Origin of the sequence: Actinotalea fermentans, assembly GCF_007991475.1 — a bacterium.
Classification (GTDB): domain Bacteria; phylum Actinomycetota; class Actinomycetes; order Actinomycetales; family Cellulomonadaceae; genus Actinotalea; species Actinotalea fermentans.
In genome coordinates, this window is the sequence record NZ_BJYK01000001.1 from 853,247 (window position 1) to 879,350 (window position 26,104).

Here is a 26,104-nt window from a genome sequence, read left to right on the forward strand (position 1 = left end):
TCCCGCGACTTTTACCGAGGCTCGCCGGTTCTGTCCCGAGTGCCCACCGCTGGCTGCCGTCCGTCAGTGCCCGGCGTCGTGCCAGCTGCTGCCGGTGCCCACCGACACGTCGAGCGGGACCGCGAGGTCCCCCGCACCCGCCATCTCGCGGCGGACCAGCGCCTCGACCACCTCCCGCTCCCCCGGGGCCACCTCGAGCACGAGCTCGTCGTGCACCTGGAGCAGCAGCCGCGACGCCAGGCCCTCCTCGCGCAGGCCACGGTGAACGCCGAGCATCGCGACCTTGATGAGGTCCGCCGCGCTGCCCTGGATCGGGGCGTTGAGCGCCATCCGCTCCGCCATCTCGCGGCGCTGCCGGTTGTCGCTCGTCAGGTCCGGCAGGTACCGGCGCCGGCCCAGGATGGTCGCGGTGTACCCGGTCCGTCGGGCCTCGTCCACCACGCCGGCCAGGTAGTCGCGGACCCCGCCGAAGCGCGCGAAGTAGTCGTCCATGAGCGCGCTCGCCTCGCCGACCGAGATGGTCAGCTGCTTCGACAGGCCGAACGACGACAGCCCGTAGGCGAGCCCGTAGGACATCGCCTTGATCTTCGAGCGCATCGCGGAGGTGACCTCGTCGGTCGGCACACCGAACACCCGGGAACCCACGTACCGGTGCAGGTCCTCCCCCGAGCGGAACGCCTCGATGAGGCCCTCGTCCCCCGAGAGATGGGCCATGATCCGCATCTCGATCTGGCTGTAGTCGGCCGTGAGCAGCGACTCGTAGCCCGCGCCCACGACGAACGCGCGCCGGATGCGGCGCCCCTCCTCGGTGCGGATGGGGATGTTCTGCAGGTTCGGGTCCGTGGACGAGATCCGCCCCGTCGCCGCGATCGTCTGCAGGTAGGTCGTGTGGATCCTGCCGTCGTCCGCCACCGAGCGGAGCAGGCCCTCGACGGTCTGGCGCAGCCGGGAGGCGTCGCGGTGCGCCAGCAGGTGCGCCAGGAACGGGTGCTGGGTGCGCTCGTACAGGTCCTGCAGCGCGGCCGCGTCCGTCGTGTAGCCCGTCTTGATGCGCTTGGTCTTCGGCATCTGGAGGTCGTCGAACAGCACCTCCTGCAGCTGCTTCGGCGAACCGAGGTTCACCTCGCGGCCGATGACCGCGAACGCCTCGGCCGCCGCGTCCGCGACCGCCGCAGCGAAGCCACGCTCCAGCGAGGTCAGGTGCTCGACGTCCACGGCGATGCCCAGCGTCTCCATGTCGGCCAGCACACCGACCAGGGGCAGCTCGAGGTCACGCATGAGCTGGTCGGCGCCCCGGTCGGCGAGCTCGTCCTCGAGCACCTGGGTCAGCTCGCCGACGGCGGCCGCGCGCACGGCGGCCTGGTGGCCGGCGCCCGAGCTGCCGCCCAGGTCCAGCTCGAAGGCGCCCTGGTCGCCGTCGTCGGAGGCCTGGGTGCGCAGCTCACGGCGCAGGTGGCGCACCGCCAGGTCCGCGAGGTCGAAGCTGCGCTGGTCCGGGTGGCACAGGTAGGCCGCCAGGAGGGTGTCGAACTCGATGCCGGCGAGGGTGAGGCCCCGGCCGCGCAGGGCGTGCCAGGCGTCCTTGGCTCCGTGCACGGCCTTCGGCACGGCCGGGTCCGCGAGCCAGGCCGCCAACGCGCCCTCGTCCGCCGGTGACAGGTCGGTCAGGTCCAGGCTGATCGCCTCGCCCGGCCCGTCGGCGATGGCGAGGCCCCACGCGTCCCCGCGCGCGGGGGTCGACCGGCCGGTGACCTCCAGGGCGAGCACCCGGCCTCGCCGCGCGTCGAGCCACGCGCCGAGAGTGCCGGAGGCGGGCGTCGAGACGTCGAGGTCGAACCCGTCGGCCTCGCCGGCCTCCTCCGGGACCATGGCGAGCAGCCGCTCCCGCAGGACCCGGAACTCGAGCGCGTCGAAGACCCGGTGCATCGCTTCCCGGTCCCACGGCTGGGCCGCGAGCTCGTCGACCGTCACCGGGAGCTCGAGGTCGTCCACGGCGCGGTTGAGGCCTCGGTTCATCCGGACCTGGTCCAGGTGCGCCCGGAGGTTCTCGCCCGCCTTGCCGGGCACGGTCGACGCCGCGGCGAGCACGCCCTCGAGCCCGCCGTACGCGGTGATCCACTTCGCGGCCGTCTTCGGGCCCACGCCAGGCACGCCGGGCAGGTTGTCGCTGGTCTCGCCCACGAGGGCCGCCAGGTCGGGGTAGCACTCGGGCGTCACGCCGTACTTCTCCGTCACCGCCTCGGGCGTGAAGCGCACGAGGTCGGACACGCCCTTGCGGGGGTACAGCACGGTCACGGCGTCGCTCACGAGCTGGAACGCGTCCCTGTCGCCCGTGCAGACGAGCACGTCCATCCCGCTCGCGACGGCGCGGCGAGCCAGGGTCGCGATGACGTCGTCCGCCTCGTAGTCGGGCTTCTCGACCGTGGGGATGCGCAGCGTGCCGAGGATCTCCTTGATCAAGGGCACCTGGCCGACGAACTCGGTCGGCGTCGTCTCGCGCGTCGCCTTGTACGCCGGGTAGGCCTGCGTGCGGAAGGTGGTCCGGCCGACGTCGAACGCGACACCGACGTGGGTCGGGCGCTCGTCGCGCAGCAGGTTCGCGAGCATCGACGTGAAGCCGTACACGGCGTTCGTCGGAGTTCCGGTCGTGGTCGAGAAGTTCTCCACGGGCAGCGCGAAGAACGCCCGGTAGGCCATCGAGTGGCCGTCCACGAGCAGGAGCAGGGGTCGGGTTCGCGCCGCGTCGGTCACGGGTGCCAACCTAGCCGCCATGAGTGACACCGATCGCGCCGCGACCGACGCCGACGACGCGGCACCGTCCCGGCCCGCCGCCACTGCCAGGACCGCCACGCCTGCGGACGGGGCGTCGCCCGCCACGGGCGCCGTGCTCGCCGAGCTGCAGCGGGTCACGCGGGGCACCCTCGCCGAGCGCCTGGGCATCCAGCTCCTGGAGGCACGTGCCGACCGCGTCGTCGGCACGATGCCGGTGGCCGGGAACACGCAGCCGTACGGTCTGCTGCACGGCGGGGCGTCGGTCGCTCTCGCGGAGACCCTCGGCTCCTACGCGGCGGCGCTGCACGCCGGTCCGGGGCGCCAGGCGGTGGGTCTCGAGGTCAGCGCCACGCACCACCGGGGCGTCCGCGACGGCGTCGTGACCGGGCGCGCGACGGCGCTGCACCTCGGGCGGACGACGGCGAGCTACGAGATCGTCGTCGAGGACGAGACCGCACGGCGCGTCTGCACCGCGAGACTGACCTGCCTGCTGATCGCCGCGCGGGGCGAGTCCCAGAGCACCGACACGTCGGACCTGCTCGCCACCGAGCCCGCGTCCGTGGCCGACCCGCGGGACTGACGCCGACGTGCGATGACGTCGTCGCGTCGCCGCGACCCGGCACGCCGCGCGACGTCGCTCGTCAGCCGCCGGTGCAGCGCGGCCACCGGGCTCACCCGGTGCGAGGCCGCGGGCGTGAAACCCAGCCGCACGAAGAACCGCTGCACTCCGCGGGCCCCGGGGATCGGCGCGGCGTAGACGTTCTCCGCCCCGTGCGACAGGGCGAACTCGACGGCCGCGAGCATGAGCGCGTGCCCGACGCCCCGCCGCCGGTGCGCGGCGTCGACGTACACGACCTCGACCGAGAGGTTCACCTCGTCGGTGAAGACGTTCGGCCCGAGCAGACGCCCCAGCAGGAGCCCCACGAGACCGTCCTCGCCCCGCGCCACGAGGACCACGGCGCCCGGGGTGGACAGGAGCGCGCCGAGGTGCCGCGCCACGGTGGGACCGTCCCCGCTGCAGACCTGCGAGGCCGTCCAGGTCTCGCCCCGCGCACGCAGGCACAGGTCGACGACGCCGTCCCGGTCGTCCGGTCGGACAGCACTGACCTCGATCGCCGCACGCACGCCGGCGGACCTCCTCCCACGGGAACCGGCCGGGCGTGGGGGTGCCAGAGGGGGCGGCCGGTGTGTCTGAACCATAACCGCCTTCGGCGGCCCGCGGTACCCGCCGCAGCCCGTGAACGGGGCTGACGCGCGACGCAGGCCGGGCGCCTCAGCGGCGGGGCCGCAACCTCAGGAAGCGCCGCCGACCTGCTCGATGACGGCGTCGGCGACCTCGCGCATCGTCAGGCGACGGTCCATCGACGTCTTCTGGATCCAGCGGAAGGCGTCCGGCTCGGACAGACCCATCTTCGTCATGAGCAGGCCCTTGGCGCGGTCCACGCGCTTGCGGGTCTCGAAGCGCTCGGCCATGTCTGCGACCTCGGCCTCGAGAGCCGTGATCTGGCTGTAGCGCGAGATGGCGATCTCGATGGCCGGAAGCAGGTCCGCCGGGGTGAACGGCTTGACGACGTAGGCCATCGCGCCGGCGTCGCGCGCCCGCTCGACCAGCTCGGTCTGCGAGAAGGCGGTCAGCAGCACGACGGGGGCCGCGTGCTCCTTGCCGATCCGCTCCGCCGCGGAGATGCCGTCCATGACGGGCATCTTCACGTCCATCACGACGACGTCCGGCCGCAGCTCGGTCGCCAGGCGGACCGCGGTCTCGCCGTCGCCCGCCTCGCCGACGACGTCGAACCCGGCCTCGCGCAGGGTCTCGACCACGTCCATCCGGATGAGGGCCTCGTCCTCGGCCACGACGGCGCGACGGGGTGTCGGCGCGCCGGGGTCCACGGCGGGCGCGGTCTCCTCGGCCGCGCCCACGTCCTTGACGGCGTCGGCGATGCTCATGGGCGGCACGGGCTCCTTCTCGGTCACGCGCGCTAGCCTAGTGGGCGCTCCGGATCGGCCGGTACCGGCGTCCACCTGCGGCGTCGCACCGGCGTCCGGCGCCCCGATAGCCCAACTGGCAGAGGCGTTCGGCTCAAACCCGATCCAGTGGGGGTTCGAATCCCCCTCGGGGCACCGCTCGTGCCGTCGCTCACTGCACCATCGCGGGGGCGATGGCGCCCGACGGCGCACCTCGCGCCCACCTGAGGTTGCCCTCCTTCCGGACGGGTGCCAGCGTGAACGGCGGAGGCCCGGCGCACGCCCGGGGCACGAGTGATCACACGCACCGCCGACGCCGTCGTCATCGGCGCGGGACCGAACGGGCTCGTCGCGGCGAACGCACTCGCCGACGCGGGCTGGGACGTGCTGCTCGTCGAGGCGGCCGACGAGGTGGGCGGCGCCGTCCGGTCGGCCGAGGTGACCGCCCCCGGGTTCCAGACCGACCTGTTCAGCGCGTTCTACCCCCTCGCGGCGGCGTCGCCGGTCATCGCCGGGCTGGACCTGCACCGCCACGGGCTCGCCTGGTCGCGTGCACCCGCGGTCCTGGCGCACGTGCAGGACGACGGGACCGGCGTCGTGCTCGAGTCCGACGCGCAGGCCACCGCCGCCGGGCTCGACGCGCGCGCGCCCGGCGACGGCGGGGCGTGGCTGGACCTGGTGGCCGGCTGGCAGCAGGTGCGCGACGACGTGCTCGACGCCCTCTTCACGCCGTTCCCACCCACCGGGGCGCTGGTGCGGCTCCTGCGCCACGCGGGAACCCGGGGCGCGCTCGACCTCGCGCGGCTCGCGGTGCTCCCCGTGCGTCGGCTCGGCGCGGAGCGGTTCCGGGGGTCCGGCGGCCCGCTGCTGCTCACCGGCAACGCCCTCCACGCCGACCTGCCGCCGGACGCCGCCGGCAGCGGGCTGTTCGGATGGCTCCTGGCCATGCTCGGCCAGGACATCGGGTTCCCGGTGCCGCGCGGCGGCGCCGGGATGCTCGCGCGGGCACTCGCGGACCGCTTCACCGCCGCGGGCGGCGAGATCGCCCTGCGCACCCGTGTCACCGCCGTCGCCGTCGCGGGGAACCGTGCGGTGGGTGTCGTCACCGCCGACGGCACCCGCGTGCGCGCCCGGCGCGCGGTGCTCGCCGACGTCGTGGCACCGACCCTCTACCGGGAGCTGCTCGGGCCGCGACACGTCCCGGCCCGCGTCCTGGCGGACCTGGAGGCCTTCGCCTGGGACCACCCCACGCTCAAGGTGAACTGGGCGCTCGACGGCCCGGTGCCGTGGAGGGCCCCCGGAGCGGGTCGCGCCGGCACGGTGCACCTGGGCGTCGACCTGGACGGGTTCGTGCGCGTCGCCGCCGACCTCGCCGTCGGCACCCTCCCGCGGCAGCCGTTCCTCCTGTTCGGCCAGATGACGACGGCGGACCCGGCGCGCTCCCCGCACGGCACCCAGTCGGCATGGGCCTACACGCACCTGCCGCACCGCCGGCTCGCGGCGGCGGAGCTCCGCGAGCACGTCGGACGCGTCGAGGAGGCGCTCGAGCGCGCGGCCCCCGGCTTCGCGGCGCGCGTGATCGCCCGCCACGTGCAGACCCCGGCGGACCTCGAGGCCGCGGACGCGAACCTCGTCGGCGGCGCTGTCAACGGCGGCACCGCCGCTCTGCACCAGCAGCTCGTCTTCCGTCCGACGCCCGGACTGGGCCGACCGGAGACGCCGGTCGCCGGGCTCTACCTGGCCAGCGCGTCGGCGCACCCCGGCGGGGGTGTCCACGGCGCGTGCGGGTGGAACGCCGCGCGCGCCGCCCTCGCCGACGACGGGCCCACGGGCGCCGTCCGCCGGCGGCTCGCCCGCACCGCGTGGGCGCGCCTGACCTGACGCGGCCGGGGCGGCCCGCCGAGCACCGCGCCGGCGCGCGGCGTCGTCGCCACGTCAGATCGCGGTCGTCGACGATGCGACGCGACGTTCGGCGAGCATCGCGAGCCGGTGCAGCGTCTCGCGGTTGCGCGGCAGCAGGACCGCAGCCCGCAGCGGCCGCGGGGCGAGCAGCCCTGGCCCGCGCACCGCGTCCTCGTCCAGCCGGACCAGGCACCCGTCCCCGTCCGGCCGGACCCTGAGCAGCACGCGCGCCTCCCCGACGGGCCAGCCGCGCGCCTGCAGCTCGAGGCGACCGCGCGGACGGTCCCACGCCAGGGCGACGGTGACGTCGTCGACCACGGCCGGCCAGATGCCGGCCGAGTGCGCGATCCGGGACCCGGGGCTCGGCCAGGCGGCGTCCACGCCGCGGATGCGCGAGGTGCCGACCACCCAGGTCGCATAGGACCAGCCGTCGGCGACCACGTCCAGGACGGCGTCGACCGAGCACTGCATGCGACGCGTGACCGTGACCATCACCCGAAGGTAATCACCGGGCGGAACCCCGCAAGCGGAGAGCCCCGCACGCGGAGGGCTCAGGCCCGCTCGCTCCCCCGGCGGCCGGCCGCCTCGAGCTTGGCGAAGAGGTCCGCCAGGGCCAGGCGGGTGTCCAGCGTCGTGTAGACCCGCATCGGACGACCGCCCGGCCGCGGGAGGTAGCCGCCGTCGTCGGCCACGGCCGGCGCGGGCACGGTGACGTACCGGCTCGAGCTGGCGTCGGGCTGGAAGGCCGACTGCAGCGCCGTGAGCAGCACCAACGGCGTGTCGCCGAGGTCGTACGTCTCACCGAGGTCCTGGCCGAGGGCCGCCATCAGGGTCCTCGCGTCGTCGAGCGCCGACGCGAGGTGCGCGCCGAGCGCGCCGGCGGACCGCAGCCGCGCGTCCAGCTCCGCCGACGACGCGAGGAGCTGCCGGTACGCGTCCCGCGGGACCTGCCACAGGGGCAGGTCGGAGGCGAAGACGACCTGGGCCGCCCGGAGGTCGATCGCGGTGTTGTACTCGAGCCCGTCCCAGCCCGGCGGGGCGGGCACGCTGCGCCCACCGACCGCCGCGAGGTCGTGCTCGGCGCCGCCGATCCAGATCACGGCCGCGATCCTGCCCGCGATGGCCGGCTCGGCGAGCCAGGCGGCCGCCACCTCGGTGAGACCGCCGCCGCACGCCAGGTACAGGGGCCGCGGGTCGTCGCGCAGGGCCTCCTCGACGATGGCCCGGGCCGCCGGCGAGACGTCCCCCGTGCGTTCGCGCGTGCCGTCGATGCCGACCTCGGACCCGGCCACGACCGGCACGTCGCGACCCGCCAGCTCCGCCACGGTCCGGGCGGCGGCGGCGCCGTGCTCCGCGCTGCGACCGGAGGGGTCGAAGACGTCGCCGGGCGCCAGGTGCGAGGCGATGACAGCCCGCACCTCGACGGACGGCGAGAGCAGGTGGTGCGCGAGCTGGATCAGCCCGTCGGGGTCGCCGGCGTAGTCGTTGTCGCAGATCACACGTGCGCGGGCCATCGCCACCTCCGCGGGCAGCCTAGTGACCCGCGCGGACTGCTCAGGCCCGGGCGGCCCGCTGGGCGAGGCCGTCGGCGAGGCTGCCGATGAGCTCGGCTGCCGCTGCGGGTGCCAGGTGCGCGCTCGCGACGCAGGCACCCCCACGCCAGACGCTGACGACGAACACCCCCGTCCGCTCGTGCCAGGTGACCTGCAGGGCCCGGTGCTCCCCGCGGACGTCCGGGAGCGACAGCGCGCCCGGAAGCGGCAGTGCGATCACGTCTCCCATGACGGAACGATGCGCCCGGGCGCCGACCGCTGTCCAGAGCCCGTTCGGTGGGTGCCGCGGCCGTTCGACGGCGCTCGCCGGGACCAACGGCCCCTCCCGTTCCGCCGCTCCCCCGGCTACCGTGCGAAGGGCCGATTTTCCACGGCCTGCGCCTGGCAGAACTTCTGCCCGTCAGAAAGCCGAGGACGCGTGCCCACCATCGAGCTCGAGATCGCGGGCATGACCTGCCGCGCGTGCGAGGTGCGGGTCGGGAAGGCGCTCGGCGGCGTACCGGGCGTCGTCGGCGCGCGCGTCTCGGCCCGGCGGGGACACGCCGTGCTCCAGACGTCCGGCCCGGTCGACCGCGCCCGGCTCGCGCGGGCCGTCCGTTCCGCGGGCTACGAGCTCGGCGCCGCCGAACGCGCCTGGCTGACGCGCGACCGCCGCGTCTGGCGCGACGTCGCGCTCGCGACCGCCGTGGTCACCGTCCTCGCGCTCCTCGCCTCCGCGGGCGGCCTGATCGACGCCGCCGCCGGCGCCGGTGGCCTCGTGCAGTCCGGCGGCCTCGCCGTCGTCGTGGTGCTCGGGCTCGCCGCGGGCTTCTCCACGTGCATGGCGCTCGTGGGTGGGCTCGTCCTGGCCGTCTCGGCCCGGTTCGCCGAGCAGCACCCCGACCTCGACGCGCGTCGCCGCCTGCGCCCCCACCTCGCCTTCAACGCCGGGCGCGTCGGCGGCTTCGCCGTCCTGGGAGCCGTCACCGGGCTGCTGGGCGGGACGCTCACGCTCGACCCCCGGGCCGTCGCGGTCCTCATGGTCGTGGTGTCCGTCGTCATGGGCGCGCTCGGCCTGCGCCTGACAGCGGTCTCCCCCCGGCTGTCCACCGGTGGTCTCGCACTGCCCGCCGGCATCGCTCGCGCGCTCCGGCTCGACCGGCCGGGCGACACCTACCGCGACCGGACGGCCGTGCTCCTGGGAGCCGGGTCCTTCTTCCTGCCGTGCGGCTTCACCCAGGCCGTCCAGGTCTACGCGCTCTCCACGGGCTCCCCGGGACGGGCGGGCCTCGTGATGGCGCTCTTCGCGCTCGGGACGACCCCCGGGCTCCTCGGACTGGGCGGGGTGACGGCCGTCGTGCGCGGCGCGGCGGCGGAGCGCTTCCTGCGCGTGGCCGGCGTGGTCGTCCTGGCCTTCGCGGCCGTGAACGTGCACGGGGCGCTCACGGTGCTGGCGCCTGGCATCGGCACGTGGGGCTCGGCGACGCCGACGACGCTGTCGGCCAACGTCACGCTCGACGGCGACGTCCAGGTGCTACGCACCACCCAGGTCGCGACCGGTTACGAGCCCGCCTCGGCGGCCGTCTACGTCGACCGCGAGGTGCGCTGGGTCATCGACTCCCAGGCGCTGAGCTGTGCCACCTCGATCAGCGCGCCGGCGCTCGGGATCTCCCAGCTGCTCGACCTCGGGGAGAACGTCTTCACCTTCACGCCCACCGAGGTCGGCACGATCTCCTACACGTGCGCGATGGGCATGTACAGCGGAACGATCGAGGTCCTGCCCGCGCCGGCCGCCTGACCGTCCCTGCGCTGGCGGGCGACGCCCCGTGGGGCGAGCATCGGACCAGGACACCGAGCGGCGGGCCGGCGCGCGGCGCCCGACCACGACCAGGCGCCCGATCGCGAGCAGAGGAGCCCCCATGGACGTACCCCACGCCCGACCCGGCACCGACGAGGCCGACCGCTCCGTCGACGACTGGCACCGCACCCAGAACACCGCCGGCAAGCAGCCCGGCGCGGTCGTCCTGTGGCTCGTCCTCATGGCGGCGCTGCTCGGCGGCTTCGCCCTCATGGGCGCCTCGTTCGCGCTCGGCAACGGCGTCGTCTTCGCTGCCGGCCTCCTGCTCAGCGGGCTCGCCTTCCTGGTGCCGCTGGGGCTTCTCGGCGACACCGAGCGCTGACCACCCCCGACGCGCGAAGGCCCCGGTGGCGGACCACCGGGGCCTTCGCGCGAGGGCGGCTCAGGGCCGCACCTCAGCAGCGTGTCAGCGACGCGGGGCGTCGCCGCCGATGCGGTGCACGACGAGCGAGTTCGTCGTGCCCGGCACGCCGACGGGCGCACCGAACACGATGACGACGAGGTCGCCGTCCTCGGCCAGGCCGTTCACCAGGAGCGTCTGGTCGACCTGGAGCACCATCGCGTCGGTGTGCGCGACGTGCGGCACCTGGTAGGTCTGCACGCCCCAGCTGAGCGCGAGGTGGTTGCGCACCTCGGGCACCGGCGTGAAGGCGAGCAGCGGGATGGGCGAGCGCAGCCGCGACATCCGACGGGCGGAGTCGCCGCTCTGGGTGAAGGTCACGAGGTACTTCGCACCGAGCGTCTCGCCGACCTCGGAGGCCGCGTGCGTGACGGCGCCACCGCGCGTCTGCGGGCTCCAGCCGAGCGGCGCGATCCGGTCGCGGCCGTGCTGCTCGGTGTTCTCGATGATCCGAGCCATCGTCCGGACGGCCTCGATCGGGTACTCGCCGACGCTCGTCTCGCCCGAGAGCATGACCGCGTCCGCGCCGTCCAGGACGGCGTTGGCGCAGTCGGACGCCTCGGCGCGCGTCGGACGCGGGGCCGAGATCATCGACTCGAGCACCTGCGTGGCGACGATGACCGGCTTCGCCGAGCGCCGCGCCAGCTCGATGGCCCGCTTCTGGACGATCGGGACCATCTCGAGCGGGAGCTCCACGCCCAGGTCGCCGCGGGCGACCATGATGCCGTCGAACGCCTCGATGATCTCAGCGAGGTTGTCGACGGCCTGCGGCTTCTCGATCTTCGCGATGACGGGGACCTTCTTGCCCTCCTCCGCCATGATCTGCGCGACGTCCTCGTAGTCGGAGGCGTTCCGCACGAACGACAGGGCGATGAAGTCCGCGTTCAGACGCAGCGCCCAGCGCAGGTCCTCCTCGTCCTTCTCGGACATGGCGGGGACGCTCACCGCGACGCCAGGCAGGTTCAGGCCCTTGTTGTTCGAGACCGGGCCGCCCACCTCGACGCGGGTGACGACGTTGTTGCCCTCGACCGCGGTGATCCGCACGGCGACGCGACCGTCGTCGATGAGGATGCGGTCGCCGACGCGGGCGTCGCCCGGCAGGCCCTTGTAGGTGGTGGAGGCGAGCTCCTTGGTGCCGACGACGTCGTCGGTGGTGATGGTGAAGACGTCGCCCTCGGCGAGCTCCACCTTCGCGTTGTCCTTGAACCGGCCGAGCCGGATCTTCGGACCCTGGAGGTCGACGAGCACGGCCACCGCGCGGCCGGAGGCCTTGGCGGCGGCACGGACGTGCCCGATGATCGCCTCGTGCTCCTCTGGGGCTCCGTGGCTCCGGTTGATCCGGGCGACGTCCATACCGGCGTCGACGAGTGCCTGGATCTGCTCCGGGGTGTCCGTCGCGGGACCCGTGGTGCAGACGATCTTCGCTTTGCGCATGACTCCAGCCTATTGCTCGACCCCGCGACCAGCCGATCGCCGGGCATATCTTCACGTTCCCGGTGGGACACGTTCAGGCGCGCCGCCGCCACCGGGATCCGCGGCGCGCCACATCTGCTAGGGCCGCATCGGCCGTGTCGTCGGCGTGACCGGCGCGGGGAGCTCCGAGCCCCGGCGCGGCGCGACGCCGGCCTGGGCCATCGTCGGGTCACCGCTGGACCGGAGGTAGGCGTCCACGGCCGCAGCCACGGCCCGGCCCTCCGAGATCGCCCAGACGACGAGGGACTGGCCGCGGCCCGCGTCGCCGGCCACGAACACCCCGGGCACCGACGTCGAGTAGTCGTCGCCGCGGGCGACCAGACCCCGGCCGGTGACGTCCGCACCGGTCTGCTCGGCCAGCACGTCGGTCTCCGGTCCGGTGAAGCCCATCGCCAGGATCACGAGGTCGGCCGGGATGTCCTGGATGGTCTCCCCCGGCACCCGCGCGCCGTCGCTCGTGTACTCGGTCGTCGCGACGCGCAGCCCGGTCACGCGCCCGTCGGCGCCGAGGAACTCCTGCGTCGTGGCGAGGTACGTCCGGCTGCCACCCTCCTCGTGCGAGGAGGAGATCTTGAAGAGGCGCGCGTCCACGGGCCACGGCTCGTTGAGCGGTCGCTCGGTCGGCGGCTGCGCCCCGATGTCGAGGCTCGTCACGGACGCGGCGCCCTGGCGCAGTGCGGTACCCACGCAGTCCGACCCCGTGTCGCCGCCACCGATGACGACGACGTGCTTGCCGGTCGCGAGGATCTGGTCGGGCACCTCGTCGCCGGCCACCACGCGGTTGGCCTGTGTCAGGTACGGCATGGCGAAGTGGATCCCCGACAGGTCGCTGCCCGGGATGTCCAGGCCACGCGGGATGCGCGAGCCGGTCGCCAGCACGACGGCGTCGTAGCGCGCCGTGAGCTCGCGGTAGGTGATGTCCTTGCCGATCTCGACGCCTGGACGGAAGCGCGTGCCCTCGGCCTCCATCTGCGCGATGCGGCGGTCGAGGAGGTGCTTCTCGAGCTTGAAGTCGGGCACGCCGTACCGCAGCAGGCCGCCGATGCGGTCGTCCCGCTCGAAGACGGCGACCGTGTGCCCGGCCCGCGTGAGCTGCTGCGCCGCCGCGAGACCGGCAGGACCGGAGCCGACGACGGCGACCGTGTAGCCGGTGAGGAAGTACGGCAGCTGCGGCGTGACCAGGTCACGGGCGAAGGACTCGTCCGCGATCGCGTGCTCGACCTGCTTGATCGTCACCGGCGGCTGGTTGATGCCGAGCACGCAGGACGACTCGCAGGGCGCCGGGCAGATCCGCCCGGTGACCTCGGGGAAGTTGTTGGTGGCATGGAGCCGGTCCGACGCCTCGGCCCACTGCCCCTTCCAGACCAGGTCGTTCCACTCGGGGATCAGGTTGCCGAGCGGGCAGCCGGAGTGGCAGAACGGGACGCCGCAGTCCATGCAGCGCCCGGCCTGGCGGTGCAGGAGCGCCGCGGAGTCGTCCTGCTCGAGGTGCTCGTGCACCTCCTTCCAGTCCATGAGCCGCACCGGCACGGGCCGGCTCGGCACGACCTCACGCTGGCGGACCTTGAGGAAGCCTCGGGGATCAGCCACGGTTCACCTCCGCAAGGATCGCGTCCCACGCGCCGGGCGTCGTGGGGTCGAGCCCGGCCTCCGCCGCGGACGCCAGGGCCGCGACCATCCGGTCGTACTCCGTGGGCACCACCGCGGTGAACCGGGCGAGCGCGGCCGGCAGGTCGGCCAGGAGCTCGCCGGCCCGCGGTGAGCCCGTCTCGTCGTGGTGCAGCCGCAGGAGACGCTCCACCTCGGCCGCGCCGGCCTCGTCGAGCGTCCGGAGCTGGAGCTCACCGCTGCCGAGGGCTGCCTGGTTCACCCGCTCCGGGCGCAGGTCCAGGACGTACGCGTGCCCACCCGACATGCCGGCCGCCACGTTCCGGCCCGTGCCACCGAGGATGAGCACCGTGCCACCCGTCATGTACTCGCAGGCGTGGTCGCCCACGCCCTCGACCACGAGCGTCGCACCGGAGTTGCGCACGCCGAAGCGTTCGCCGACGACGCCGCGGAGGAAGACCTCGCCGGACGTCGCGCCGTAGCCGACGACGTTCCCCGCGATGACGTCCCGGGCGCCCGAGAGCAGCGCGGTGCGGTCCGGCCGGACGACGATCCGGCCGCCCGACAGGCCCTTGCCGACGTAGTCGTTGGCGTCGCCGTAGAGCCGGAGCGTGATGCCGCGCGGCAGGAACGCGCCGAGCGACTGGCCCGCGGACCCCGTCAGGCTGATGTCGATCGTGTCGTCCGGCAGGCCGTCGGCACCGAACCGGCTCGTGACCTCGTAGCCGAGCATCGTCCCGACCGTGCGGTTCACGTTGCGCACTGGCACGGCGATCCGGACCGGCTCACGCGACTCGAGCGCCTCCCGGGCCAGGGTGATGAGCTGGTTGTCCAGCGCCTTGTCCAGGCCGTGGTCCTGCGTGCGCGTCTGGCGCAGCGCGGCCCCGGGCTCCGGCTCGGGCCGCGCGAGGACGGGCGAGAGGTCCAGGCCCGCGGCCTTCCAGTGGTCGATGACCGCGCGGGTGTCGAGCGACTCCACGTGCCCGACCGCCTCGGCGATCGACCGGTAGCCGAGCGCCGCCAGGTACTCGCGCACCTCGGTGGCGAGGTACTCGAAGAACGTCATGACGAACTCGGGCTTGCCGGAGAACCGCGCCCGCAGCTCGGGGTTCTGCGTGGCCACGCCGACCGGGCACGTGTCCAGGTGGCAGGCACGCATCATCACGCAGCCGCTGACGACCAGGGGCGCCGTCGCGAAGCCGAACTCCTCCGCACCCAGCAGCGCCGCCACCACGACGTCGCGGCCCGTCTTCAGCTGGCCGTCGACCTGCACCACGATGCGGTCGCGCAGGTTGTTCAGGACGAGCGTCTGCTGCGTCTCGGCGAGCCCGATCTCCCACGGCGTGCCCGCGTGCTTGAGCGAGGTCAGCGGGCTCGCGCCCGTGCCGCCGTCGTGACCGGAGACGAGCACGACGTCGGCGTGCGCCTTGGCCACGCCCGTCGCCACCGTGCCGACCCCGAACTCGCTGACCAGCTTCACGTGCACCCGGGCGACCGGGTTCGCGTTCTTCAGGTCGTGGATGAGCTGGGCGATGTCCTCGATCGAGTAGATGTCGTGGTGCGGCGGCGGCGAGATGAGACCGACGCCGGGCGTCGAGTGCCGTGTCCGGGCGATCCACGGGTAGACCTTGGTGCCCGGGAGCTGGCCGCCCTCGCCGGGCTTGGCGCCCTGCGCCATCTTGATCTGCAGGTCCGTCGCGTTCACGAGGTACTCGCTCGTCACGCCGAAGCGACCCGAGGCCACCTGCTTGATCGCGCTGCGCCGCTCCGGGTCGCGCAGGCGCTCCGGGTCCTCGCCGCCCTCGCCGGTGTTCGACCGGGCGCCGAGCCGGTTCATCGCGATCGCGAGGGTCTCGTGCGCCTCCATGGAGATGGAGCCGTACGACATCGCGCCCGTGCTGAACCGCTTGACGATCTCCGAGACGGGCTCGACCTCGTCGAGCGGCACCGGCGGCCGGACGCCCTCGGCGAACGTGAGCAGACCGCGCAGCGTCATCAGGCGCGAGGCCTGGTCGTCGATGCGGCGCGTGTACTGCCGGAAGACGTCGAACTGGCGGGTGCGGGTGGAGTGCTGCAGGCGGAAGACCGTCTCCGGGTCGAAGAGGTGCTCCTCGCCGTCGCGCCGCCACTTGTACTCGCCGCCGACGTTGAGCCGGCGGTGGGCCTGCGGGTTGCCGCTCGCGGGGTACGCGTCGGCGTGCCGCGCCGCCGACTCGGCGGCGATGACGTCCAGCCCGATACCGCCGAGCCGGCTGGTGGTGCCGGTGAAGTACTCGTCGACGACGCCCTGCGCGAGCCCGACCGCCTCGAAGGTCTGGGCCCCGCGGTACGACGCCACGGTCGAGATGCCCATCTTGCTCATGACCTTCAGCACGCCCTTGCCGAGGGCCTTGATGAGGTTCGCGACGGCCTTCTCCGGCGAGACGTCGCCGAGCGACCCGTCGCGCGCGAGGCCCTCGACGGTCTCCATCGCGAGGTACGGGTTCACGGCCGCGGCGCCGTAGCCGATCAGCAGCGCGACGTGGTGAACCTCGCGCACGTCGCCGGCCTCCACCAGGAGGCTGACGCGCGTCCGGGTGTTGCGCCGCACGAGGTGCTGGTGCACGCCGGACAGCAGCAGGAGCGACGGGATCGGCGCGAGGTCGCCGTCGGAGTCGCGGTCCGAGAGCACGATGAAGTTGACGCCGGCGTCGATGAGCCGGTCGACGTGGACGAAGATCTCCTTCATCCGCCGGGCGAGGGCCTCCTCGCCGCCGTCCACGCGGTACAGGCCGCGGACCGTCTCGCACCGGAACACGCCCGCCAGGTCCGGGTCGCGGTGGATGCGCATGATCTTCGCGAGCTGGTCGTTGTCCAGCACCGGGAAGGGCACCACGAGCTTGCGGGCGTGCGTCGGGTCGTCGGCGAGCAGGTTCGGCTCGGGGCCGATGGCGCCCCCGATCGACGTGACGAGCTCCTCACGGATCGCGTCCAGCGGCGGGTTGGTGACCTGCGCGAACATCTGCGTGAAGTAGTCGAAGAGCAGCCTCGGGCGGGCTGAGAGCACCGCCACCGGGGTGTCGGTGCCCATGGCGCCGAGGGGCTCCGCACCCGTCTTCGCCATCGGGGTGAGGAGCATGGTGAGCTCCTCCTCCGTGTACCCGAAGGCACGCTGCCGACGCCGCACCGAGGCGGGCGTGTGCTGGACGTGCTCGCGCTCGGGCAGCTGGTCGAGCGAGATGGTGTGCTCGGCCACCCACTGGGCGTAGGGCCGCTGCGCCGCGAGCTGCGCCTTGATCTCGTGGTCCTCGATGATCCGGCCGCTCCCGGTGTCGACGAGGAACATCCGGCCCGGCTCGAGCCGGCCCTTGCGCACCACGCGGTCCGGTGCGATCGGCAGCACGCCCGTCTCGCTCGCGAGCACGACGAGCCCGTCGTCCGTGACCCAGTAGCGGCCCGGGCGCAGGCCGTTGCGGTCGAGCACCGCGCCGATGACGGTGCCGTCGGTGAAGGCGAGCGCCGCCGGGCCGTCCCACGGCTCGATGAGCGTCGAGTGGTACTGGTAGAAGGCCCGGACGTCCGGGTCCAGGGACGCGTTGTTCTCCCACGCCTCCGGGATCATCATCAGGACGGCGTGCGGCAGGCTCCGGCCGGCCAGGTGCAGCAGCTCCAGCACCTCGTCGAAGCTGCCGGAGTCGCTCACGGCCGGGGTGCACACGGGCATGAGCGGCGAGAGCTCGCCGAGGAGCTCGCTGGAGAGCGTGCTCTGGCGCGCCGCCATCCAGTTGCGGTTGCCCCGCACCGTGTTGATCTCGCCGTTGTGGGCGACCAGCCGGAAGGGCTGTGCGAGCGGCCACGACGGGAACGTGTTCGTGGAGAAGCGGGAGTGGACCAGGGCCAGCTCGGTCGCGTACCGCGCGTCGGACAGGTCCGGGAAGAACGGCTCGAGCTGCGACGTCGTCAGCATGCCCTTGTAGGTCAGGGTCCGCGCCGACAGCGAGGCCAGGTAGACGCCCACCTCGTGCTCGATCCGCTTGCGGACGCGGAACGTCCGGCGGTCGAGGTCGATGCCGGACAGCGTGTGCGACGGGTCCGCCACGACGAGCTGACGGAAGACCGGCATGGTCGAGCGGGCCGTGCGGCCGACGATGTCCGCCGCCACGGGCACGTCCCGCCAGGCGAGGACGTCGAGGCCCTCGTCCCGCACGATCTTCTCCACGCCCACGACGGCGTCGTGCAGGGCGTCCGGCTCGGTCGGCAGGAACACCAGGCCGACCGCGTAGCGGCCGGGCGCGGGCAGGTCGGCGTCCACGACGTCGCGCAGGAACGCGTCCGGGATCTGGGTGAGGATGCCGGCGCCGTCACCGGTGTCCGCCTCCGCGCCGACGGCGCCGCGGTGGTCGAGGTTCGCCAGCGCCGTCAGGGCGGCGTCGACGACGTCCCGGCCGGGGGTGCCGCGCAAGGTGGCGACGAAGGCCACGCCGCAGGCGTCATGCTCCGCCGTGGGGTCGTAGAGACCCGTGACGGGGGGATGCTGCGGCGAGGTCATGGACACCGTCCTCACTGCCCCGGGTCGGCAGACCCGGGTGGGCTCAAGGTGGGGATTGTGGGGACGCCATCGGCCCGTGCGGGGCGACGATACAGGGCCGTGAGGCCCCCCTCCCACCCTCGGCGCTGGTGAGTCACGCCGGAGTGTCGGCCGCGTCCTCCGAGCCCTGGTCATGGGCCGGCTGGTCGTCGGTTCCGTGGAGCTGAGGGCCGGGTTCTCGGCCGGGGTGTCGTCGTCCTACCAGCACGAATGCTACCAGCGCGCCCAGACCCACCAGGAGGGACGTCCAGACGTTGAGCCGCAGCCCGAGGACCGTCTCCGCCGGGTCGATCCGGAGGAGCTCGATCCACAGGCGGCCGGCGGTGTAGATGGCGACGTACAGCCAGAACACGCGCCCGTGCCCGAGGCGGTACCGGCGGTCGAGCCAGATGATGGCGGCGGCCCCGGCGAGGTTCCACAGGAGCTCGTAGAGGAACGTCGGGTGGTACAGCGTGCCGACCGCGTCACCGATCGGCTGGTACTGCGGTGCGATCTCCAGGCCCCAGGGCAGCGTCGTCGGGCCGCCGTAGAGCTCCTGGTTGAACCAGTTGCCGAGGCGACCGATCGCCTGCGCCACGAGGATGCCAGGGGCCGCGGCGTCGGCGAAGACGGTGAGCCGGACGCCGGCCCGGCGGGCGCCGATCCACGCGCCGACCGCGCCGAGGGCGATGGCACCCCAGATGCCGAGCCCGCCCTCCCAGACGTACAGCGCGCTCACGGGGTCGCCCCCGGGGCCCCAGTACTGGTCAGGGCTGCTGATGACGTGGTAGATCCGCCCGCCGGCGATCCCGAACGGCACGGCCCAGAACGAGATGTCGAGCACCGTGTCGGCGTCGCCGCCGCGCTCGACCCACCGCCGTGTGGTCATCCAGACCGCGACGACGATGCCGGCCATGATCGCCAGCGCGTACGCCCGCAGCGGCAGCGGACCGAGGTTCCAGACGCTCTCCGGCGGGCTCGGGATGGAGACGGCGACGGTCGGCCACACGGCCGCGAGGCCGGCGGTCACCGGCCGCCGCCGCGGACGCCGTCGGCCAGGCCCGCGACCACGCGGCCGAGCTCGGCGACGCCGTCGCGCACCGACGCGGCATCGAGCAGCGGCCGGACGAACGCGCTCCCGACGATGACCCCGTCCGCGTACTCGGCGACCTCGGCCGCCTGCGCCGGCGTGCTCACGCCGAGCCCGACGCACACGCGCTCGGCCCCCGCACGGCGGGTGTCCTCGACGAGCCGGCGCGCCTGCGTGCCGACGCTCGCCCGGGTGCCCGTGACGCCCATCGTCGAGGCCGCGTAGACGAAGCCTCGGCTGGCGCGGGCCGTGAGGGCGAGCCGCTCCGTGGTGGAGCTGGGGGCGACCAGGAAGACGCGATCCAGGCCGTGGGCGTCCGACGCCGTCAGCCAGTCGTCCGCCTCGTCGGGGATGAGGTCCGGCGTGATGAGGCCCGCTCCCCCGGCCGCGGCGAGGTCGCGCGCGAACGCGTCGACGCCGTAGCGGACCACCGGGTTCCAGTACGTCATCACGAGGATGGGCACTCCCGTGCCCGCCACCGCCTCGACCGTGCGCAAGGTGTCGGCCACGCGGACGCCGCCGGCCAGCGCGCGCTCGACGGCGGCCTGGATCACCACACCGTCCATGACCGGGTCCGAGTACGGCACGCCGAGCTCGACCACGTCCACGCCGGCGTCGATCATGGTCCGCACCGCTGTCACGCAGGACGCCGGGTCGGGAAACCCGACCGGGAGGTAGCCCACGAGGGCGGCACGCCCCTCGGCCCGGACGGCGTCGAGCCGCGCGGCGGTGAGGCTGGTGCTGGTCGACATCACGCTCGTTCCTCCCGCAGGGCCTGCTCGTCGAGGAGACCGAACCAGCGGCCTGCGGTCTCGACGTCCTTGTCCCCGCGCCCGGACAGGTTCACCAGGATCGTGTCCCGGCGCCCCGCCTCGGCCGCCTCACGCCCGAGCTGGATCGCACCGGCCAGCGCGTGGGCCGACTCGATCGCGGGGATGATGCCCTCGGTCCGGCTGAGCAGCAGGAACGCCTCCATCGCCGCGGCGTCGGTGATCGGCCGGTACTCGGCGCGCCCCACCGACGACAGCCATGCGTGCTCGGGTCCGACGCCCGGGTAGTCCAGTCCCGCGGAGATCGAGTGGCTCTCGATCGTCTGCCCGTCCTCGTCCTGCAGCAGGAACGAGCGCGCCCCGTGCAGCACCCCGGGGGCGCCTCCCGTGATCGTCGCCGCGTGGCGACCGGTCTCGACGCCCTCGCCCCCGGCCTCGAACCCCACGAGCCGCACCGGGTCGTCGAGGAAGGCGTGGAAGATCCCGATGGCGTTCGAGCCGCCGCCCACGCAGGCGGCCACGACGTCGGGCAGCGCCCCGGTCAGCTCGAGCACCTGGGCCCGCGCCTCCTCGCCGATGATCCGCTGGAAGTCGCGGACCATGGCGGGGAACGGGTGCGGCCCGCCGACGGTCCCGAAGACGTAGTTGGTCGTCTCGACGTTGGTGACCCAGTCGCGCAAGGCCTCGTTGATCGCGTCCTTGAGCGTGTGCGAACCCGTGCGGACGGGCACCACCTCGGCACCGAGCAGGCGCATCCGGGCGACGTTGAGCGCCTGCCGACGGGTGTCCTCCTCGCCCATGTAGATGACGCACTCGAGGTCGAACAGCGCGGCCGCGGTCGCCGTCGCCACGCCGTGCTGGCCGGCCCCGGTCTCCGCGATGACGCGCGTCTTGCCGATGCGCTTGGTCAGCAGGGCCTGACCGAGAACGTTGTTGATCTTGTGCGAGCCCGTGTGGTTCAGGTCCTCGCGCTTGAGGATCACCCGTGCGTCCCCGCAGTGCCGTGCGAAGCGCGGGACCTCGGTGATGATGCTCGGCCGACCCGTGTAGGTGCGGTGCAGCCGCGCGAGCTCGCCGGTGAACTCAGGGTCGCTGCGTGCCTTCTCGTAGGCCGTCTCGAGCTCGTCGAGCGCGGCGATGAGCGCCTCGGGGACGAACCGGCCGCCGAACTCGCCGAAGTACGGACCGCTGCCCGCCGCCGTCTCGAAGCCGCCAGGCCCGGGCGCCGTCACTGACGCACCGCGCGCAGCGACGGGTGGGCCCCCGCCGCCACGAGGTCGGCCACGGCGGAGCGCGGGTTGCCGCCCGTGACGAGGCTCTCCCCGACGAGCACCGCGTCCGCACCTGAACGCGCGAAGTCCATGACGTCGTGCGGCCCGCGGACGCCCGACTCGGCGACCCGCGAGATGCCGTTCGGGATGAGCGGCGCGAGCCTGGCGAACGTGGTGCGGTCGACCTCGAGGGTCTTGAGGTTCCGGTTGTTGATCCCGATGCACCGGGCACCCGCGTCGAGCGCCCGGGCCACCTCGTCGGCGTCGTGCGTCTCGACGAGCGCCGTCATGCCGAGCGAGTGCACCCGTTCCACGAGCGAGGTCAGGACCGTCTGCTCCAGTGCAGCCACGATGAGCAGCACCAGGTCGGCGCCGTGCGCGCGGGCCTCCCACACCTGGTACGGCGTGACCACGAAGTCCTTGCGCAGCACGGGCAGGTCGACCGTCGACCGCACCGCATCGAGGTCGGCCAGGCTGCCGTTGAAGCGCCGCCGCTCGGTGAGCACCGAGATCGCGCACGCACCGCCGGCCTCGTACTCCCCCGCGAGGCCCGCGGGGTCCTCGATCGGCGCGAGCGAGCCCTTGCTCGGGCTCGAGCGCTTCACCTCGGCGATGACCCCGACCGCCTCGTCGTTGTGCAGAAGGCACTCGCGCGCGCCCGGCATCCGTGCCGCGCGCTCCTTGAGCGCAGCGAGCGGGACGGCCGCCTCACGCTCGGCCAGGTCCTCGCGCACCCCGGCCACGATGTCCTCGAGGACCGTCATCAGGCGTCTCCTCCCTGTCCGCCCCGCCGCCCCAGCGGAGCCGAACCCAGGATAGGGGGCCCGTGCGGTGCGCCCCGCCGTGCCCACTTCGTGGGACCGGCCCATCCGCCGCAGACGGGTCCGGGACCCGCGCACGTGCCCGCCCAGCTGCCTGCTCGGCCGCACCGCGCACGTGTCAGGGCGCGAGCCAGGGCGCGAGTGCCGGCACGTTGCGCGCCACCCAGTAGGCGAGGATCAGGACGAGCAGCCCCCAGATCACCCAGGGCGGCGCGAGCCAGGTCCGGGGCCGCCCGGTCACGGCACGCCGCGCCCAGCCGAACCAGTAGCCGACGAGCACCGGGATCATCACCACGGCCAACGGGTTCATGTCCCAGGCCCCGGCGACGTCCAGCGACGTCAGCGAGTGCAGCGCCCGCAACGAGCCGCAGCCCGGGCAGTAGTAGCCGGTGAGCACCAGGCTCGGGCACGTGGGGTAGGTGCCACCCTCGTACGGCGAGACGAGGTGCAGCACCGTGAGCACGGCCGCCGCTCCGACCGCCGTGGCGGCCGGAGCGGCGATCGCGCGCAGGACGGGGACGGTCGACGCCTCGGGACGGGACGGCGTCACCGCGCTCAGTACGACGTGCTGAACGACGTCGTGGTGGTGGTCCAGCCCAGCGCGAAGACGCCCACCAGGTAGACGATCGACACCACGAGACCGACGACGGCACCCCAGATGGCGAAGTTCTTGGCCTTGCGGGCCGACTCCTGCGCGCCGGCCACGTCGCCGGCCGCCCACTTGGAGTTCACCTGGGTGGCGAACACGATCGAGACGATGCCGAGCGGGAGGCAGCACAGCACGGTGCTGAGGATCGCCCAGACCAGGTAGTTCTGCGGAGGCGGGGCCGCGTTGTAGCCGCCGCCACCGTAGCCGCCGGCGCCGTACCCGCCGCCGTAGCCCCCGGGCTGCGGGTAGCTCGGGTAGCCGCCCTGGCCGTAGGCGGGGGGCTGCTGCCCGTAGGCCGGCGGCTGCTGGCCGTAGGCGGGCGGCTGCTGGCCGGGCGACGGCGGCTGCTGGCCGGGCGCGGGCGGCTGCTGGCCGTACGGGTTGTCGCTCGACCCGAAGGGGTCCTGGGGGCCGGTGGGGGTGGTCATGCCTACTCCTTCGAGCGATCGTTGTCAGACGCCACCGCACCGTTGCGAGGCGCCGAGGCGGGCTCCGGCTGGCCGAGGCCGGCCTTGCGGAGGACACCGCCGACGAGCAGTCCACCGACGGCGATGCCGGCGCCGGTCCAGACGAGCCAGGCAGCGGGCACCAGGAAGCCGACGGCCGCGACGGTCGCACCGACCATCACGGACGCCATCGCGACCCAGGCCGCGACGGTGTGACCGTGGTTGCGGGGCGGGGCGACGGGAGGCAGGTACGCCTTCTCCCGTCCCTCGGGTGCGGCGCCGAGGGGCGACGTCTCAGCCATGCGGATGCCTTTCGTCGGGTAGGCGGAACACTAGCGAACCGGCGCCCTCCACAGGCGCAGGTCAGGTCGGGTCCTCCCCGCGCGTCAGGGCGTCCCACGCCGTGACGTCGTCGGGGCCAGCCGCAGGTGACGACTGCCCCCCGGACGCCGGATCAGCCGCCTGCGTGGCACGTCGGTAGCGCGAGCCGCCGCGCGACGCCGTCGCGCCCCACCTCCCGGCGGCCACGGTCACCCAGCCGCCGAGGAGCACCACCGCGATCGCGACCGCGAGCCCCGCCCACGGCAGGGCCGCGACAGCGGCGTCCTCCACCTGGGCGACGCCGAGCGTCTCCTGGGCTGCCGCGCGTGCGGGACCGGCGGGGTCGCGCAGCACGGTCAGCGTCGACACGGCGGCGAGAGCGCCCGCGGCTGCCACGGCCACGCCCGTGATCCGGCCCGCGCGTCGGCCGGCCAGGCCCAGCGCGAGGCCGGCGGCGAGCAGGAGGAGCGCGGTGGCCCCGAGCACCGGTGCGGCGTCCAGGCCCCGGACCTCGATGGCCTGCTCGGCCAGCGGCGTCCAGGCGCGCCCGGTCACCCACGTGCCCGCCGCCGCGGCGCCCATGGCCGCACCCGCGACCATGGTGGCCAGCACGGCCGTCCGACGCGTCACGCCGGACCCGGCCGTAGCCGGGCGGCCACCTGCACGGCGCGCACCGCCGCGGCCGCCTTGTTGCGCGACTCCTCGTACTCGAGCGACTCGACGGAGTCGGCCACGATGCCCCCGCCCGCCTGCACGCTCGCCCGTCCGTCACGGATGAGCGCGGTGCGGATGGCGATCGCCATGTCCATGTTCCCCGCGAAGTCGAAGTACCCCACGGTCCCGCCGTAGATCCCCCGCCGGGCCGGCTCGAGCTCGTCGATCAGGGCGATCGCGCGAGGCTTCGGGGCGCCGGACAGCGTTCCGGCGGGGAACGTCGCCTTGAGGGTCTCGAGCGCCGTGGCGCCCGCTCGCAGCGTGCCGACGACCGTCGAGCAGATGTGCATGATGTGGCTGAACCGCCGCACCGCCATGAAGTCGACGACCTCGACGCTCGTCGGGACGCAGACCTTGACGAGGTCGTTGCGCGAGAGGTCCACCAGCATCACGTGCTCGGCGCGCTCCTTCGGGTCGGCGAGCAGCTCCGTGACGAGCGCCGCGTCCGCCTCCGGGGTGGCGCCGCGTGGTCGCGAGCCGGCGATGGGGAACGTCGTGACGTGGCCGTCGGTGACCTTGACCAGGGTCTCAGGGCTCGACCCGACCACCGAGAACGGGGCGCCGTCGGCGTCCTGGAGGCACATGTAGTACATGTACGGGCTCGGGTTGATCGTCCGCAGCACCCGGTAGACGTCCAGGGGGTCCGCCGGGCAGTCGAGGTCCAGCCGCTGGCTGATGACGACCTGGAAGACCTCGCCGTCGCGGATCGCCTCCTTGCCGGCGCGCACCGCCTGCTCGAAGTCGTCCCGCGCGGTGCGGAACTCCAGCTCGGGCTCGGGCCCGTCCGCGAGGACGGCCGGCGGCGTCGCCACGGGGCTCGCCAGCGCGCGCTGCATCGCGTCCAGCCGTGCCACGGCGTCGGCGTGCGCCTCGTCCACGCGCTCGTCGGTCGCGTCGAAGTTGATCGCGTTCGCCACGAGCCAGACCGTGCCGTCGACGTGGTCGACGACCGCCAGGTCCGTCGCCAGGCTCAGGGTCACCTCCGGGACGCCCAGCTCCTCCGGGGCCTTGGCCGGCAGGGTCGGCTCCCAGTGCCGGACCACGTCCCAGCCGAGCGCGCCGACGAGGCCACCCGTCAGCGGCGGCAGGCCGGCCACGGCGGGCGTGCGCAACGCCTCGAGGGTGGCGCCGAGGACGTCCAGCACGTCGCCCCCGGTCGGCACCCCGACCGGCACGTCGCCGAGCCAGACGGCGCGACCGTCCTGCACCGTCAGGGTCGCCCGCGAGTTCACGCCGACGAACGAGTAGCGGGACCACGTCCCGTCGACCTCGGCCGACTCCAGGACGAACGTTCCGGGCCGACCGCCCGCGAGGGTGCGGTACAGGCCCACGGGCGTGACGTCGTCGGCGAGCAGCCGCCGCACCACGGGGATGACCCGCCGGTCGAGCGCCAGGGTGCGGAACGTCGCCAGCGACGGCCACGTCGCGCCCCAGGCCAGGTCCGTCGGCAGGTCGGCGGGCACGGGAGCCGGCGGGTCGGCAGGGCGGTCGTTGCCGACGGCGGGCGGGGAGACGGTCATGCCGGCACCCCGACGACGGCCGGAAGCGCGCCACCCGCCTCGAAGCACGTGCGGGTCCCCGTGTGGCAGGCGGCGCCCACCTGCTCGACCTCGACGAGGAGCGCGTCACCGTCGCAGTCCAGGTGCACGGCCTTGACCCACTGGACGTGGCCCGACGTGTCGCCCTTGCGCCAGTACTCGGACCGGGAACGGCTCCAGAACGTCACGCGGCCGGTGGTCAGGGTCCGGCGGAGGGCCTCGTCGTCCATCCAGCCGACCATGAGCACCTCGCGCGACGTGTGGTCCTGCACGACGGCGCAGACCAGTCCGGTGGCGTCGCGCTTCAGACGCGCGGCGATGGCGGGGTCAAGGGAGGGTGTCACCCGGCGATCCTGCCACGCCCGCGCGCGAGGGCGCCGCTCGATTCCGCCTCTACGCTGGCCCGATGCCGCACGCCCGATGCCTCG

General features: G+C 74.0%; 22 protein-coding genes, 1 tRNA gene and 1 pseudogene. 5 read left to right on the forward strand and 19 right to left on the reverse strand.

Annotated features, from left to right (window positions below):
• Positions 1 to 63: 63 nt before the first annotated feature.
• Positions 64 to 2,772, reverse strand: coding sequence for a DNA polymerase I (gene polA / locus AFE02nite_RS03945; RefSeq protein ID WP_052113530.1), 2,709 nt, complete (start codon positions 2,770 to 2,772; stop codon positions 64 to 66).
• Between polA and AFE02nite_RS03950 the strand changes: the two genes are divergently transcribed.
• Entirely contained in the window at positions 2,771 to 3,352 is a 582-nt protein-coding gene (locus AFE02nite_RS03950; RefSeq protein WP_146819105.1) for a hotdog fold thioesterase, read from the forward strand. The genes polA and AFE02nite_RS03950 overlap by 2 nt on opposite strands.
• Before the next feature lie 125 nt (positions 3,353 to 3,477).
• Here AFE02nite_RS03950 and AFE02nite_RS17685 read toward each other — a convergent pair.
• Together AFE02nite_RS17685 and AFE02nite_RS03960 are read right to left on the reverse strand one after the other, a co-directional pair.
• Positions 3,478 to 3,972: pseudogene (locus AFE02nite_RS17685) on the reverse strand (GNAT family N-acetyltransferase); the annotation flags it as partial.
• A 93-nt stretch (positions 3,973 to 4,065) separates the two neighbouring features.
• Entirely contained in the window at positions 4,066 to 4,746 is a 681-nt protein-coding gene (locus AFE02nite_RS03960) for an ANTAR domain-containing response regulator (RefSeq protein WP_407643064.1), read from the reverse strand.
• A gap of 73 nt (positions 4,747 to 4,819) precedes the next feature.
• Between AFE02nite_RS03960 and AFE02nite_RS03965 the strand changes: the two genes are divergently transcribed.
• Positions 4,820 to 4,893, forward strand: a tRNA-Leu gene (locus tag AFE02nite_RS03965).
• 138 nt (positions 4,894 to 5,031) lie between these two features.
• Positions 5,032 to 6,618: a phytoene desaturase family protein gene (locus AFE02nite_RS03970; protein ID WP_146819107.1), complete on the forward strand. Its 1,587-nt coding sequence runs from the start codon at positions 5,032 to 5,034 to the stop codon at positions 6,616 to 6,618.
• A 54-nt stretch (positions 6,619 to 6,672) separates the two neighbouring features.
• Here the strand turns inward: AFE02nite_RS03970 and AFE02nite_RS03975 are convergent, their stop codons facing one another.
• Genes AFE02nite_RS03975 through AFE02nite_RS03985 form a run of 3 tightly spaced genes read right to left on the reverse strand, consistent with a single transcriptional unit; the run spans position 6,673 to position 8,421 of the window.
• Positions 6,673 to 7,131 (reverse strand): SRPBCC family protein, encoded by a 459-nt coding sequence (locus AFE02nite_RS03975; RefSeq protein ID WP_034245452.1) that lies wholly within the window; start codon positions 7,129 to 7,131, stop codon positions 6,673 to 6,675.
• A gap of 59 nt (positions 7,132 to 7,190) precedes the next feature.
• Positions 7,191 to 8,153 carry a nucleoside hydrolase gene (locus tag AFE02nite_RS03980; protein WP_034245449.1) on the reverse strand — a complete coding sequence of 321 codons (963 nt, stop codon included), beginning with the start codon at positions 8,151 to 8,153 and terminating at the stop codon, positions 7,191 to 7,193.
• A 40-nt stretch (positions 8,154 to 8,193) separates the two neighbouring features.
• Complete coding sequence (locus AFE02nite_RS03985; RefSeq protein WP_034245447.1) at positions 8,194 to 8,421, reverse strand: hypothetical protein; 228 nt, start codon at positions 8,419 to 8,421, stop codon at positions 8,194 to 8,196.
• Positions 8,422 to 8,610: 189 nt separating this feature from the next.
• Here AFE02nite_RS03985 and AFE02nite_RS03990 point away from each other — a divergent pair, with 189 nt between their 5' ends.
• Positions 8,611 to 9,969 (forward strand): urease accessory protein UreH domain-containing protein, encoded by a 1,359-nt coding sequence (locus tag AFE02nite_RS03990; RefSeq protein ID WP_034245444.1) that lies wholly within the window; start codon positions 8,611 to 8,613, stop codon positions 9,967 to 9,969.
• A gap of 121 nt (positions 9,970 to 10,090) precedes the next feature.
• Entirely contained in the window at positions 10,091 to 10,351 is a 261-nt protein-coding gene (locus tag AFE02nite_RS03995; protein ID WP_034245441.1) for a hypothetical protein, read from the forward strand.
• A gap of 84 nt (positions 10,352 to 10,435) precedes the next feature.
• Here the strand turns inward: AFE02nite_RS03995 and pyk are convergent, their stop codons facing one another.
• The 13 genes from pyk to hisI all read right to left on the reverse strand — a co-directional run bounded on the left by pyk (position 10,436) and on the right by hisI (position 26,020).
• Positions 10,436 to 11,863: a pyruvate kinase gene (gene pyk / locus AFE02nite_RS04000; protein WP_034245438.1), complete on the reverse strand. Its 1,428-nt coding sequence runs from the start codon at positions 11,861 to 11,863 to the stop codon at positions 10,436 to 10,438.
• A 117-nt stretch (positions 11,864 to 11,980) separates the two neighbouring features.
• The gene (locus AFE02nite_RS04005; RefSeq protein ID WP_034245435.1) at positions 11,981 to 13,492 is read right to left on the reverse strand and encodes a glutamate synthase subunit beta; all 1,512 of its coding nucleotides are present in this window, start codon (positions 13,490 to 13,492) and stop codon (positions 11,981 to 11,983) included.
• Positions 13,485 to 18,038, reverse strand: coding sequence for a glutamate synthase large subunit (gltB, locus tag AFE02nite_RS04010; RefSeq protein ID WP_034245433.1), 4,554 nt, complete (start codon positions 18,036 to 18,038; stop codon positions 13,485 to 13,487). The genes AFE02nite_RS04005 and gltB overlap by 8 nt, the downstream gene beginning before the upstream one ends.
• A gap of 133 nt (positions 18,039 to 18,171) precedes the next feature.
• Entirely contained in the window at positions 18,172 to 19,086 is a 915-nt protein-coding gene (gene lgt, locus AFE02nite_RS04015) for a prolipoprotein diacylglyceryl transferase (protein WP_261765434.1), read from the reverse strand.
• Positions 19,083 to 19,898 (reverse strand): tryptophan synthase subunit alpha, encoded by an 816-nt coding sequence (trpA, locus tag AFE02nite_RS04020; RefSeq protein ID WP_034245430.1) that lies wholly within the window; start codon positions 19,896 to 19,898, stop codon positions 19,083 to 19,085. Before trpA ends, lgt begins: the two co-directional genes overlap by 4 nt.
• Positions 19,898 to 21,148 (reverse strand): tryptophan synthase subunit beta, encoded by a 1,251-nt coding sequence (gene trpB, locus AFE02nite_RS04025; protein ID WP_034245427.1) that lies wholly within the window; start codon positions 21,146 to 21,148, stop codon positions 19,898 to 19,900. Before trpB ends, trpA begins: the two co-directional genes overlap by 1 nt.
• Positions 21,145 to 21,951, reverse strand: coding sequence for an indole-3-glycerol phosphate synthase TrpC (trpC, locus tag AFE02nite_RS04030; RefSeq protein ID WP_034245425.1), 807 nt, complete (start codon positions 21,949 to 21,951; stop codon positions 21,145 to 21,147). The genes trpB and trpC overlap by 4 nt, the downstream gene beginning before the upstream one ends.
• Positions 21,952 to 22,126: 175 nt before the next feature.
• Positions 22,127 to 22,558 carry a DUF2752 domain-containing protein gene (locus AFE02nite_RS04035; protein ID WP_261765435.1) on the reverse strand — a complete coding sequence of 144 codons (432 nt, stop codon included), beginning with the start codon at positions 22,556 to 22,558 and terminating at the stop codon, positions 22,127 to 22,129.
• A gap of 5 nt (positions 22,559 to 22,563) precedes the next feature.
• Positions 22,564 to 23,085, reverse strand: coding sequence for a CD225/dispanin family protein (locus AFE02nite_RS04040; protein ID WP_034245424.1), 522 nt, complete (start codon positions 23,083 to 23,085; stop codon positions 22,564 to 22,566).
• Between the two features lie 2 nt (positions 23,086 to 23,087).
• A complete protein-coding gene (locus tag AFE02nite_RS04045; RefSeq protein WP_052113615.1) occupies positions 23,088 to 23,405 on the reverse strand; it encodes an HGxxPAAW family protein in 318 nt (105 codons plus the stop codon).
• 61 nt (positions 23,406 to 23,466) lie between these two features.
• Entirely contained in the window at positions 23,467 to 24,054 is a 588-nt protein-coding gene (locus AFE02nite_RS04050; RefSeq protein ID WP_146819110.1) for a Trp biosynthesis-associated membrane protein, read from the reverse strand.
• Entirely contained in the window at positions 24,051 to 25,658 is a 1,608-nt protein-coding gene (locus AFE02nite_RS04055) for an anthranilate synthase component I (RefSeq protein ID WP_146819111.1), read from the reverse strand. Before AFE02nite_RS04055 ends, AFE02nite_RS04050 begins: the two co-directional genes overlap by 4 nt.
• Positions 25,655 to 26,020: a phosphoribosyl-AMP cyclohydrolase gene (gene hisI / locus AFE02nite_RS04060; RefSeq protein ID WP_034245760.1), complete on the reverse strand. Its 366-nt coding sequence runs from the start codon at positions 26,018 to 26,020 to the stop codon at positions 25,655 to 25,657. Before hisI ends, AFE02nite_RS04055 begins: the two co-directional genes overlap by 4 nt.
• Positions 26,021 to 26,104: the final 84 nt, after the last annotated feature.